The organism is Caulobacter sp. D5 (genome assembly GCF_003185805.1).
In the GTDB taxonomy this organism is placed as follows: domain Bacteria; phylum Pseudomonadota; class Alphaproteobacteria; order Caulobacterales; family Caulobacteraceae; genus Caulobacter.
In genome coordinates this window covers 1-13,017 of record NZ_QHJY01000003.1, presented here as the reverse complement: position 1 = coordinate 13,017, position 13,017 = coordinate 1, and the positions used below count along the sequence as shown (strand labels likewise).

The following is a 13,017-nucleotide window of genomic DNA, read 5'->3' as shown; positions in this document are numbered from 1 at the left end:
GGCTGGTCGTCGGCCGGCGCGGCCGGGGTCCAGGGGCCGGTCTCCTTGAAGGCGACCGGCGCGGCGACGCTCGGCGCGACATAGGCCGGAGCGCTGGCGCAGGCGGCCAGGATCGAGGCCGCCGCCGAGACCAGCAGCAGGGCGCGCGCCTCAGCCTTTCGCATGGGCCGCTCCCTGGGCGGCACCGGCCACCCGCACGAGATCGCCGTCGGACAAGGCCTCGGGCGGATTGTCGATGACGCGCTCGCCCGGTTGCAGGCCCGCGCCGATCTCGACCTCGGTTCCCAGGTCGCGGACGATGGCGATGGTGCGCACCTTCACGCGGCCGTCGCCGCCGACCACGGCCACGGTCGGGCCGCCGTGCTTGAAGAGGATCGCCGTGGCGGGGATCCGCGTCGTCGTCGTCGCGGCCGGCAGCTTGAACGCCGCCTGGGCGTAGGCGCCGGGCTTGAGGCGGCCGTCGGGATTGTCGATCTGAAGCTCGACCAGCATGGCGCCGTTGCGGCCCACCGACTGGGCGTCGTTGACCACCGAGGCGGTGAAGGTCTGGCCCGGATATTCCGGCACGCTCAACTGCGCGCTCAGGCCGCGATGCACCAGGGCCGAATAGTTCTGCGGCACGCTGACATAGACCCGCATGCGGTGCTGGTCGGCGACGGTGAACAGCGCCGCATCCGCCGAGCCGCCGACCGAGATCAGCTGGCCGATGTCGGTGTTGCGGGCGGTGACCACCCCGTCGAACGGCGCGGTGATGCGCTTGAACGACTGCTGGGCCAGCAGGCGGGCAAGGTCCGCCTGGGCGGCGTTGACCGCCGAGTTGCGGGCGGCCAGATCGCCGGTCTTCTCGTCGGCCTCCTGGCGGGAGACGGCGTCCTGGGCGACCAGCCCCTCCCAGCGCTTGGCGGTCAGGGCCGACAGCCGCTGGTTGGCCTGGGCGGTGGCCAGGTTGGCGCGGGCCTGCAGCACCTGCTGGTCGAGGTCGGGCGTGTCGATCTCGGCCAGCACCTGGCCGGCCTTCACCCGCTGGCCGATGTCGGCGTACCAGCGCTTGAGATAGCCGCTGGTCCGGGCGTGGATCGGGGCGGTGTAGAAGGCCTGCACGTCGCCGGGCAGCACCAGGTCTGCATGGCCGCCGCCGGCCACCGGGGCCAGGGCCACCGTCGGGATGGCCTGGTCGTGGGTCCAGGTCTTCAGCGACTGGTCGGCGTGGACGCGGGCGGCGAGGCCCCCCGCCACCACCACGGCGGCCAGGACCAGTCCGGCGGCGCCGGCCAGCTTCAGCCGGCGGGTCGAGATCGCGCTTTTGGCGGGAGCAGCAGCTTGTTGATCAGGCATGGGACGATGCTCCGGTGGTCGGTCCGGCGGGAACGGTTTGGTCGGCGGTCTTGCGGCCGTGGACGAGGCGGAAGACCACGGGCACGAACAGCAGGGTGGCGGTGGTGGCGAAGATCAGGCCGCCGATGACGGCCCGGCCCAGCGGCGCGTTCTGCTCGCCGCCTTCGCCCAGGCCCAGGGCCATCGGCGCCATGCCGATGATCATGGCCAGGGCGGTCATCAGCACCGGGCGGAAGCGGGTGAAGCCGGCCTCGATGGCGGCGGTCAGGGCGTCGCCGGTGGCCTCCAGCCGCTCGCGGGCGAAGCTGACCACCAGGATCGAGTTGGCCGTGGCCACGCCCATGCACATGATCGCCCCGGTCAGGGCCGGCACCGACAGGGTGGTGCCGGTGGCGAACAGCATCCAGACGATGCCGGCCAGGGCCGCGGGCAGGGCGGTGATGATCACGAACGGGTCCAGCCACGACTGGAAGTTCACGACGATCAGCAGGTAGATCAGCACGATCGCGGCGACGAGGCCGAAGCCCAGGCCCGAGAAGGCGGCGTTCATCGTCACCATCTGGCCGCGCAGGGCGACCGTCGCGCCCTTGGGGCGCTCCTTGGCCAGGTCCTTGAGCACCTTGTTGATGTCGGCGGTCACCGCGCCCAGGTCGCGCCCCTGCGGGGTGGCGTAGATGTCGAGCACCGGCTGGATGTCGTAGTGGCTGACCACGGCCGGAGCGCTGTCGCGCTTGATCACGCCCAGGCCGCCCAGCATCTGGGCGTGCTGCGCATTGGCCGCGGTGCTGGTGATCGGAATGCCGTTCAGGTCCGACAACGAGCCGGCGCGGTATTCCGGAACCTGGGCGACGATCGGGTAGGACACGCCGTTCTTGGGGTTCAGCCAGAAGGTCGGCGAGACCTGCGAGCTGCCGGCCAGCGAGGCCACGACGCTGTTGGTCACGTCGCGCTCGGTCAGGCCCAGCTGGGCCATGCGCGAGCGGTCGACGTCGACCCGCAGCTGCGGGGCGCCCTCGGGCTGATGCAGGCGCACGTCGGCCAGGCCGCGGATGGTCTTCAGCCGCGCCAGGATCTTGGCGGCGTAGGCGCGGTTGGCCGCGGCGTTGGGGCCGGAGATCTGCAGGTCGATGGGCGAGGGGGCGCCGAAGTTGAGGATCTGGCTGATGATATCGGCCGGCAGGAACGAGAAGGTCGCGCCGGGGAACTGGCGGGGCAGCTCCTCGCGCAGTTTCTTGACGTAGCCGGCGGTCGGGCCGTGCTCGGTCTTCAGGGCCACGAAGATGTCGCCGTCCTGCGGACCGATCAGGCCGGAGTTGCTGTAGACCATGTTGATGGCGCTGTTGGGGATGCCGATGTTGTCGACGATCGAGCCCACCTCGTCGGCCGGCACCACCTTGCGGATCGCCTCTTCCACCTGGCCGAACAGCAGCGAGGCGTCGTCCAGGCGTGTGCCGACGGGCGCGCGGACGTGCAGGGTGATCTGGCCGGCGTCCACCGTCGGGAAGAAGTTGCGGCCCAGGAACGGCGTCAGGGCGAACGAGGCCACGACCACCACCATGAAGCCGATGATGAACACCCGGCCCGAACCCAGGGCCATGACCAGCAGGGCCCTGTAGCCTTCGCGAAGCTTGCCGAAGGCGGTCTCGAAGCTCCGCTGGAAGCGCACCAGCGGGTTGCGCGAGGGCTTGCCGGCGCCGCCGTGCTCGGCCGCGTGCTCGTAGTCCAGGCGCTCGGTGGCGTGGGGCTTGAGCAGATACATCGCCAGGGTCGGCACCAGGGTGCGCGACAGGATGAACGAGGCGATCATCGCGAAGACCACGGCCTCGGCCATCGGCACGAACAGGAAGCCGGCCACGCCCTTGAGCATGAACATCGGCACGAAGACGATGCAGATGCAAAGCAAGCTGACGAAGGCCGGCACCACGATCTGGGCCGCGCCGTCGAGGATGGCCGTGCGCACGTCCTTGCCCTGCTCCAGGTGCCAGTTGATGTTCTCGATGGTCACCGTGGCGTCGTCGACCAGGATGCCGACGGCCAGGGCCAGGCCCCCCAGGGTCATGATGTTCAGGGTCTGGCCGATGGCCGACAGGGCGGCGATGGCGGCCAGGATGGCCAGCGGGATCGACACGGCGATGATCACGGTCGAGCGCCAGCTGCCCAGGAACAGCAGGATCATCAGGCTGGTCAGGGCCGCGGCGATCACGCCTTCCTTGACCACGCCCTCGATCGCGCCCTTCACGAACAGCGACTGGTCGTTCAGCGGCGTGATCTTGAAGTCGTCCGGCAGATTTTCCTTGAGCGCCGGCAGGCGGTCCTTGATCCCCTGGACGATGGCCAGGGTCGAGGCCGAACCGTTCTTCAGGATCGTCGACAGCACCGCCCGCGCGCCGTCCACGTGCACCACGTTGGTCTGCGGCGCCGAGCCGTCGCGCACCTGGCCGACGTCGCGGATGTAGATCGTCGCGCCGTCGACCGTCTTGATCGGCAGGCTGTTCAGTTCCTCGATCGTCTCGGCCGCGTCGTTGAGGCGGACGTTGTACTGGAAGGCGCCGATCTTGATCGTGCCGGCGGGCAGGATCTGGTTCTGGGCGGCCAGGGCGTTGGAGACGTCCTGCGCCGACAGCCCCTTGGATTGCAGGGCGACCGGATCCAGGTCGATCATGATCTGGCGGACCTTGCCGCCGTACGGATAGGGAATGGCCGCGCCGGGCACGCTGATCAGGTTGGGGCGCACCACCGTCTGCGACAGGTCGAACAGCTTCTGTTCCGACAGCCCCTTGCCCGACTGGGCCAGCTGCAGGATCGGCACGGTGGCGGCGCTGTAGTTGATGATCAGCGGCGGGGTCGTGCCGGCCGGCATCTGCTTGACGGCCGTCTGCGAGATCGAGGTCACCTGGGCGGTGGCCGTGCGGATGTCGACGCCTGGCTGGAAGTAGATCTTCACCACGCCGATGCCGGGCAGCGACTGGCTCTCGATGTGGTCGATGTCGTTGACCGTGGTCGACAGCACCCGCTCGTAGGGCGTGACGATGCGGCCCGACATCTCCTGCGGCGACAGGCCGGCATATTGCCAGGCCACGCCGATCACCGGCACGCGGATCTCGGGGAAGATGTCGGTGGGCGTGCCGAGGGCCGCCAGGACGCCGAAGATCAGGATCAGCATCGCCATCACGATGAACGTGAGCGGGCGTTGCAGGGCGATGCGGACGATAGCGTTCAAGCGGCCTGCTCCGGACTTGCAGCAGTGGACGATCCCGCGCGCCCTGCGTCCGGGGGGAGGGGCCGGGCGCGCGGAATCTGCGCGTACTCAAGCTGCGCCGCCGGGTGATGCGCCCGCCCGCCTAAACCTGCCGTCTCGGGCAGATGAAAATCCTGTCATGTTGAAGCTCGGCGGCTGAAAAGCCGGGCGGGCGCCTATCCGATGTCCAGCCGGTAGCCGTGGCCGCGCAACGTGGCCAGCAGCGGCCGTCCGAACGCCGCCTCCAGCTTCAGGCGCAGGCGCGCCACCGCCGTGCGCACCCGCTCGGGGCGCGGATCGTCGCCTTCGCCCCAGACGTGCTTGAGGATCTGCTCGGCGCTCAGCACCTGGCCGGCATGGTCGGCCATGTAGGCCAGCAGGGCGTATTCGCGGCTGGGCAGGACGAGGCTCAACTCGCCGAGTACGACCTTGCGGCCGGCGGCGTCGAACCGCAGGCCCGTCGCGACCGCCGAACTTGGCGTCGGCGCCAGGCGGGCGAGGGCGGTCAGGCGCGCCTCCAGTTCGACCACGTGCACGGGCCGGGTCAGGCAGGCGTCGGCTCCGGCCCTCAACGCGGCCGTGCGGGCGGCGGGCGAGGCCTGGTCGGCGATCAGCACCAGCAGGGCCCGCTCGCCCCGGCGAGACAGGGCGGCCAGCGGGGCGTCGGCCGGGGCGGCCACCTCCAGCAGCACCGCGTCATAGTCCTCGCCGGCGCTGGCGCTGGCCGCGTCGTCCAGGCTGCCCAGGCTCTCGACCACATGGCCGGCCTGGATCAGGGCGCGGGCAAGGTAGAGGTCGCGCGGCCGATGGCTGGCGTGCAGCAGCCGCATCTAGGCCTCGAGCCCGCGCGGCCAGCAGTCGATGGCGATCCGCAGGCCGGGCTGCGCGTCCTCCAGCGACAGGGTGAAGTGGTGCATGCGGGCGACGGCGGCGACGATGCTGAGGCCCAGGCCCGAGCCCGGCTGCTCCAGCGTGCGCTGCGAGCGGTAGAAGCGGTTCAGCACCGCCTCGCGTTCGCCCTCCGGCACGCCGGGGCCGTTGTCGACCACCTCGATGCGCGGGCCTTCGTCGAGGGCCAGCAGCCGCAGCGTCACGCGCCCGCCGCGCGGGGTGAACTTCAAGGCGTTGTCGACCAGGTTGCTGACTGCCTCGAACAGCAGGGCCGGATCGGCGAACACCGCCGGGGCCTCGGGGGCGAAGCGCGTCTCGATGGCGACGCCCAGCTCCTCGGCCGCCGGGTCGTGCAGCTCGAACACCTGCTCCAGCACGTCCTGCAGCCGCACCGCCTCGAAACAGGCCTGGCGGTCGCGGCGTTCGATCTCGCCGATCCGGGTCAGGGCGCGGAAGCGCACCAGCAGCTCGTCGGTCTCCTCCAGAGCTCGCTCGATCATCTCGCGCCGGCCGGCTTCGTCTGGGCTTGCGTCTTGGGTGGCGCGGTAGAGCGCCGCGCGCAGCCGGTTCAGCGGCGTGCGCAGGTCGTGGGCCACGTTGTCGCCGACGCTCTTGACCTCCCACAGCAGGCGCTCGGTCTCGTCCATCATGCCATTGGCGAGGCTGGCCAGCATGTCGATCTCGTCGCGGCGGTGCGACACCGGCAGGCGCACGCCCAGCCGGCCGGCCAGCGCCGCGCGGCTGGCGACCCGCAACTGCTCGACGCGGCGCAGCGCGGGAAGGCTGAGCAGGGCGGCGGCCGAGAGGCCCAGCAGCAGGATCAGCGCCCCGCTGACCATCAGGGCGTTGACGATGATGTCGCGCAGTCCCGTCAGCACCTTGGCGTCGTGGACGATGAACAGCTGCTCGCCCCACGGCAGGCGGCGCACCAGGCCCCGCGCGCCGGGTTGCAGGCCGGGCTCGTTCAGCGTGCGCGGCCGATTGTCGGCCTCGGCGTTGGCCGGCAGGCGGCGGACATTGCCGGTGATCCAGACCCCGTCGGCCGAGAACAGGCCGTAATAGGCGATCGCCCGGCCGTCGGCGGCCACGGCGGCCCGCACCCGCTCGGGCAGGGTGTCGGCCGGGCCGTTGGCCAGCATGGTGCTCTCGCTGACGATGATCGCGTCGAGCTGGCGGGTGATGTAGCCGGCGGTGCGCCAGTAGATCATGCCCAGCAGGGCGACCAGGGCCACGGCGAACACCGCGCCGTTCAGCAGGGTCAGGCGGAACGGGCTGGCCCGCCAGAGCTCACGCGGGCGCATGCAGCGCGTATCCCGAGCCGCGGACCGTATGCAGCAGCTGCGGCGCGCCCGGCCGGTCGACCTTCCTGCGCAGGCGTCCCAGGTGCACGTCGATGAGGTTGGTGCCCGGATCGAAGTGATAGCCCCACACCGCCTCGAAGATCATCGTCCGGGTCAGCACCTGGCCGGAGTTGCGGGCCATGAACTCCAGCAGCTTGTACTCGGTCGGCATCAGCCGGATCTCGACGCCGCCGCGATGGACGGTGCGGGCCAGCAGGTCGATCACAAGGTCGGCCACGGTCAGCGTGGTCTGGCGGGGGGCGCTGGCCCGGCGGCGCAGCAGCACCTCCAGCCGCGCGGCCAGTTCCTCGGAGGCGAAGGGCTTGGTCATGTAGTCGTCGCCGCCGGCCCGCAGGCCCTTCACCCGCTCGTCGACGTCGCTCAGCGCGCTGATCATCAGCACCGGCGTCTCGACCCCCGCGCCGCGCATGACGGTGACGATGGCCAGCCCGTCCAGGCCCGGCAGCATGCGGTCCAGGGTGACGGCGTCGAAGTCGCCGCTGGCCGCCCGGATCAGGCCCTGGCGGCCGTCGGCGACCAGCTCCACCTCGAAGCCGTGCTGCTCCAGCTCGGCGACGATCTCCTGGCCGGTGCTCGGATCGTCTTCGATGGCGAGGATCTTGGGCATCTGGTCCCGCACTACTCCCTCCCGCCGCGCCCCTCAAGCGCGCCGACGGGCGACCTTCGCCGTGCGGTCGGTGCTGGACGATGAAGTGGCGATCTACGACGCGCCGCATGGCGGACGTCCGCGCGGGGTGCTAGAGGCCCGCGCGACGACTTCAGGAATTCAAGAAAACCAAGCGATGATTCAACCGGGCGCGACCTTCAAGGACAATCTCCAGCAGTTGCCGGCCATCGACGGCGTCGAGCGCATCGATCTGGTCGACGCCCATGGAGCGGTGGTCGCCAGCATCGAAAATCAGCCGGGCAAGCAAGGCTCGCTGGCCGTCTACCAGCATCTGAAGCAGCGCTTCGGCGCCCTGGATGCGGAGGCGGCCGAGCACGGTCTGGCCGTGTTCGCCGAGCACACGGCGGACGCGCGCGAGCGTCCGGGCGCGCATCCCAATGTCGATCGCCTGCTCGCCATCGCCGCCGGCGGCGCTCCGCTGAGCATCGAAGTCGTCGCCGTCGGCGGTTGACCGCTAGGCCGATGTCCCGCGCGCGTTCGGCTCGGCGGCGTTCTGGAACGCCCTGATGTTCGCCGGCATCTCGGGCGGGATGTCGAAGGCCGTCTCGCCGGCCAGACTGCCGGTTCTGTGGAGGTCCAGCGCCTGGGACCGGCATCTTGACGGCGTGACGCCGTAGGCGGCGCGAAAGGCGCGTCCGGCGGCGGTGTGGCTTTCGAACCCCCAGCGACGCAGGACCATGGCGATCCGCTCGCGCGCCTGGGACGGGTCCGACAGGTCGCGGAACACGCCGGTCAGCCGGCGCCCGAGGATGTATTTTCCGATGCCGCCGTGCGGTTCGAACATGCGGTAGAGAGTCGGACGCGTCACGAAGAACTGGGCGGCGAGGGCGGCTGGGCCAAGGTCGGGGTCGCCGATCTCCCTGTCGATGCGCCGGCAGATGGCCCGGAACTGGCTTTTGCGCAGCTCGGCGCGGGTCGCCGCGCGGCTCTGGCTGTTGGCCCGCACGACGCCGGCCAGCAGGGCCGCAGTGGCGCGGCTCCATTCCAGTCCCTGGGCGAGGGTCAGGCTCGAGCCCTGCCGCCACATCTCTTCCAGGTGTTCGCGGACGGCGACGCCGGCCTCGCTGTCGCGGCGCAGCACCAGCCCGTGAACATCGCCCGCGTCCGCCAGAAGCGGCAGGAGCAGGTCGCGAGCGACGATGGCGGACAGGTTGTCGATCCCGTCCGTGCGCAAGGCGGCCGGGCAGGACAGGTCGAGCATGCAGACGTCGCCCGGCTTCACCTGTCGCTCTGCCCCGTCCAGCGTCAGGATGAAGCCGTGGGCCCGATAGAACTGGACGTGGAAGTGATCGACGCCGGTCCGCGCGATGGTCTGCGGGCTACGGACCATGATCGACGCCGGGGCCTGCGACATGCCCAGCTTGATCGGACCGTAGTCGTAGAGGGCGAAGTCCATGACGTAGCCGGCGCGCGCCGCGGGCGAGGGCGCCTCCAGCTCGAACATCGTCGCCAGCAGTTCGCGGCAGGCGGCGAAACTGTCGGCGTAGTCGGCGCCGATGCGGGCCGCCAGATGCGGCAGACGATCATCCTGGGCGCCGTTCATGCGTTGAATCCCCGTGGCCAAGCTGTCGGCCAACCCTTCTAGCGCGGTCTGAACCTCGGTCTTTCGACCAGGTGTCTCAAACTGCATCCCATCAGCGGTGTCTCAAGCCGATTGTACGCCGGGCCGCCGGTCTTCGACGACGAAACGGGCGAGGCTGGCGGTCTTGCCGTTGGGATCGGCCTGGTCGGAGACCGCGCGCAGGTCGATCTCCAGCCGGTCGGGCTGTGCGTCCAGCAGCAGGTAGCCGGACCGCTCGATATCCGCAAAGCGCAGGTGCGGATTGCGGGCGCGGGCCTCGCCGTAGCGGGCGCGCGGCGCGTGGCTGGCGGCCAGGCAGGTGGTCACCAGTTCGGTGGCGACCACGGGCGTCTCCGGCCGTTCAGGCGTCGCATGCAGGTCGGCGACCAGGAAGGCGTGTATGTCGCCGCCCAGGGTCACGGGGTTGCGGACGGCCGGCTGAGTCAGGGCGCCGATCAGCCGGCGGCGGGCGGCGGGATAGCCGTCCCACTGGTCGGACATCACGCCCTCCGGCGTCTGGATCGGCGCGATCGGGGTCTGCTGGGCCAGCAGGGTCCAGCGGGCGGTCTCGCGCTTCAGGCCGTCGGCCAGCCAGGTCTCCTGCGCGGCGCCGAGCATGGTGCGGTCGGGCGCGTCGAGCTCGACGCAATCACGGCGCGGACGGTTGCCGGCCTGGCGCGGGGCGTTGCAGGCCTGGGCCGAGCGGTACTGGCGGCCGTCCAGGATCGGCAGGCCGACCAGATCGCCCCAGGCCAGGCGGCGATAGAGCCTGGGCGCATCGGGCCGCGCCCACAGGCTGGGGCGCACCGGCATGTGCTCGAAATAGGCCTGGTAGGCGGCCTGCCGACGGCGAGCGAAGACCGGTTCTTCCAGCGCCTTCAGATTGGCCAGATCCGCATAGTCGTTCTCGACCTCGTGGTCGTCCCAGGTCACCGCCCAGGGCAGCAGGCGGTGGGCCTCGCGCAGGTCGGGATCGGACTTGTAGAGCGCGTGGCGGCGGCGATAGCCCTCCAGGTCCGTGGGCTCGGGGCCGTCGAAGGCGCGAACCTTGGGAAACTGGGCGTAGCTGTTCTCGTAGATGTAGTCGCCCAGCTGGACGACCAGGTCCGGCGCGGCGGCGACAAGGTCGCGGTAGGCGGTGAACCAGCCGAGCTCGAAGTGCTGGCACGAGGTCGCCGCGATCCTGGCCCGGCTCGCCTGGCGCGGCGCGGTGGCGGTGCGGCCGACCGGGCTGACCGCGCCCAGGGCGTGGAACCTGTACCAATAGGGCCGGCCGGGGCGCAGGCCGGCGATCTCGACGTGCACGGCGTGGGCCAGGGAGGGCGACGCCGCCCGCCGGCCCTTGCGCACGATCCGGGCGAAGGCCGCGTCCTCGGCGACTTCGTAGCTCACCGGCACGGACGGCGCGTCCAGCGGCGCGCCATCGGCGCTGAGCCGGGTCCACAGTACGAAGCCGTCGAGGCTCGGGTCGCCGCTGGCGACGCCGAGCGCGAAGGGATCGAGGCCCGCCCTGCGGTCTATCTCCAGTCCCAGCACGGCGTCGGCGCGGGCCAGGGCCAGGGCGGCCGAGGCGGCGACCAGGCCGCGGCGGGTGAGATGGGACATGGCGGGCCTCCTTCAGCTTACGACATCAGAAGTCGAACCGCGCGCCGACGCCCCAGGTGGCCGGCGCCCCCACGAGACGGGCCGCGCCGTTCAGCTCGGGGAAATAGACCTCGTCGGTGATGTTCTTGCCGTAGGCATAGAGCGTCCAGTTCGACGGGGTCGCCAGCTCCATCCGCAGATTGACCAGGGTGTAGGGCTGGGCGGTATTGCCCGGCAGGGCGTTGAGGCGGTTGCTCTCCTCGCCGTGGTGGGTGACGCCCAGGCGGCTGCGCAGGTTCCAGCCGCCGTCCAGGAACAGGACGTGGTTCAGGGCCAGGGTCGCCGAGACGTCCGGCGCGCCGGGCAGGGGATCGCCCACCGTCGCCAGGACGTCGGCCACGCGGTTGGAGCTGAACGACAGCACCTCGGTGTCCAGCCAGGTGGCGTTGGCGTCCAGTTGCAGGCTCTGGCGCTCGCTGCGCAGGACCTGAACGTTGAGGCCGACCTCGAAGCCCTCGCTGCTGGCCTTGCCGACATTGGCCCGGCCGTTGGTGTCGTTGGCCAGGCGCGTGGTGGCCTGCAGCTCGCTGAACCGATAGCGGAAGGCGTCGAGCGACAGGCGCACGCGGCCGGTGGTCCAGCGCAGGCCGGCTTCGTAGGCCTTCACGGTCTCGGACGCGAAGGGCTTGGTCTCGGCGACGGTGAAGATCGAGGTGCCGTCGAAGCCGCCGCCGCGATAGCCGGTGCCGGCCGAGACGAAGACGTTGAGGTCGTCGGTGACGTCGTACTTGGCGGTCAGGCGGCCCGAGACGTTGTCGTCGTTGAAGGTCTCGTCCCACGAGAAGTTGGCCGTGGTGGCGAAGGTGGTCGTGAAGGTGCTGATGCCCCACGGATTGCGGTCGACGTTCCTGCCCTTGTAGTCGGCGTCGTCGCGCGTGTAGCGCAGGCCCGCCGAGATCTGCAGGCGCTCGATCGGCCGATAGTCGACCTGGCCGAACAGGGCCAGGCTGGACCGCTGCTGCTTGTGCAGGTTGTCGTAGACGGTCAGGGCCGTGTAGCTGATCCAGTTGGTGTCGAACTTGACCTCGTCGGTGACGTAGAAGGCGCCGGCGATCCAGTCGACCTTGCCGCCGGTGTCGTCGGCCAGGCGCAGCTCCAGCGAGGCCTGGCTCAGCTTCTCGTCGGCGTCGAAGTACGAGGCCGGGTAGGGCGAGCCGTCGCCGTTGCCCTGGATCGACCGCGTCGAGCCCTGCCAGCCGCCGACGGCGGTGAAGTTCAGGTTCTCCTTCACGCGATGGGCCAGGGTGGCCGAGCCGCCGTAGATGTCGATGCTCTGGGTCGGATAGCCGGTCGAATAGAACTCGTAGGGATCGGCGTTCTCGCCGGCGTTGGCGATGGTGGCGTCCTGGCTGCGGGCGATGCGGTCGTACTGGCGGGTGTCGCCGCGGTCGCGGCTGCCGAACAGCTTGATGGTCAGGTCGGTCTCGGGAGCCAAGGCCAGGTCGATGGTGGCGCGGGCGGCGAACAGATCCTTGTCGCCGAAGCCTTCGCGGCGGCCGGGATCGGTCAGGGCCGGGACCTGGGTCTGGACTACGCCGCGCACCGACGGCTGGTAGCCGGCCAGTGTGCCGGCCCCCGCGCCGGTCATGAACCCGCCGCCGTTCTGCGCCAGCACCGCGATGCGGACGCCGAGGTTGTCGCTGACCGGACCGCCGGCGGAGGCCTCGAACTCGGTGTAGTCGTAGCTGCCGTATTCGACGCGGGCCGAGCCCTCGAAGTCCTTGCCGGGACCGCGGGTGATGGCGTTGATCACGCCGGCCGTGGTGTTGCGGCCATAAAGCGTGCCTTGCGGGCCTTTCAGCACCTCGACGCGGTCCAGATCAAACAGCGGCATGCCGAGATAGGCGTTGGAAGTCTGATAGACGCCATCGACATGCAGGGCGACGGACGGATTGCCGTTGGGCTTGTAGTCGTCGGCCCCGCCGATGCCGCGGATGCTGATCAGGCCGTAGTTGGTGCCGCCGAAGGCGTAGTTCACCGACAGGCCGGCCACCTCGTCGACGAGGTCGGTGACGCTGGTGATCCCGCGACGGGAAGCGTCGGCGCCTTCGACCACGGCGACGGCCATCGGCACGTCCTGGATGGCGGCCGAGCGCTTCTGGGCGGTGACCACCACCTCTTCCAGCTGGCTGACCTCGGCGCGCTCTTCGGCGGCGGCGGTGATGGTGAAGGTGCGCTCGCCGGTGGCGACGGCCTTCAGGCCGGTGCCGGCCAGCAGGCGTTCCAGGGCCTCGGCCGGGGTGCGGGCGCCGGCCACCGCCGCCCCGCGCTTGCCGCGCACCAGAGCGGGCGCATAGAGCAGCTGGATGTCGGCCTGGCG

General features: G+C 70.6%; 9 protein-coding genes. 1 reads left to right on the top strand and 8 read right to left on the bottom strand.

Translation table 11 applies throughout. The features are described from left to right. Window positions 1-150: 150 nt before the first annotated feature. The 5 genes from DMC18_RS00215 to DMC18_RS00195 all read right to left on the bottom strand — a co-directional run bounded on the left by DMC18_RS00215 (window position 151) and on the right by DMC18_RS00195 (window position 7,432). Window positions 151-1,335 (bottom strand): efflux RND transporter periplasmic adaptor subunit, encoded by a 1,185-nt coding sequence (locus tag DMC18_RS00215; RefSeq protein ID WP_110121482.1) that lies wholly within the window; start codon window positions 1,333-1,335, stop codon window positions 151-153. Next, complete coding sequence (locus DMC18_RS00210) at window positions 1,328-4,555, bottom strand: efflux RND transporter permease subunit (protein ID WP_110121483.1); 3,228 nt, start codon at window positions 4,553-4,555, stop codon at window positions 1,328-1,330. The genes DMC18_RS00215 and DMC18_RS00210 overlap by 8 nt, the downstream gene beginning before the upstream one ends. 194 nt (window positions 4,556-4,749) lie before the next feature. Further along, window positions 4,750-5,403 (bottom strand): response regulator transcription factor, encoded by a 654-nt coding sequence (locus DMC18_RS00205; RefSeq protein WP_110132601.1) that lies wholly within the window; start codon window positions 5,401-5,403, stop codon window positions 4,750-4,752. Then, complete coding sequence (locus tag DMC18_RS00200) at window positions 5,404-6,765, bottom strand: HAMP domain-containing sensor histidine kinase (protein WP_110132600.1); 1,362 nt, start codon at window positions 6,763-6,765, stop codon at window positions 5,404-5,406. After that, a complete protein-coding gene (locus DMC18_RS00195; protein ID WP_110120700.1) occupies window positions 6,752-7,432 on the bottom strand; it encodes a response regulator transcription factor in 681 nt (226 codons plus the stop codon). The genes DMC18_RS00200 and DMC18_RS00195 overlap by 14 nt, the downstream gene beginning before the upstream one ends. Before the next feature lie 85 nt (window positions 7,433-7,517). Between DMC18_RS00195 and DMC18_RS00190 the strand changes: the two genes are divergently transcribed. Beyond that, window positions 7,518-7,943 (top strand): DUF2322 family protein, encoded by a 426-nt coding sequence (locus DMC18_RS00190; RefSeq protein ID WP_233248019.1) that lies wholly within the window; start codon window positions 7,518-7,520, stop codon window positions 7,941-7,943. Between the two features lie 3 nt (window positions 7,944-7,946). Here the strand turns inward: DMC18_RS00190 and DMC18_RS00185 are convergent, their stop codons facing one another. The 3 genes from DMC18_RS00185 to DMC18_RS00175 all read right to left on the bottom strand — a co-directional run. Beyond that, the gene (locus tag DMC18_RS00185; RefSeq protein WP_158285808.1) at window positions 7,947-9,035 is read right to left on the bottom strand and encodes a helix-turn-helix domain-containing protein; all 1,089 of its coding nucleotides are present in this window, start codon (window positions 9,033-9,035) and stop codon (window positions 7,947-7,949) included. Between the two features lie 102 nt (window positions 9,036-9,137). After that, a complete protein-coding gene (locus DMC18_RS00180) occupies window positions 9,138-10,658 on the bottom strand; it encodes an alkaline phosphatase (RefSeq protein WP_110132599.1) in 1,521 nt (506 codons plus the stop codon). Between the two features lie 25 nt (window positions 10,659-10,683). Beyond that, window positions 10,684-13,017, bottom strand: a 2,334-nt coding sequence (locus tag DMC18_RS00175; protein ID WP_110132598.1) for a TonB-dependent receptor, incomplete at its 5' end; no start/stop codon positions are given.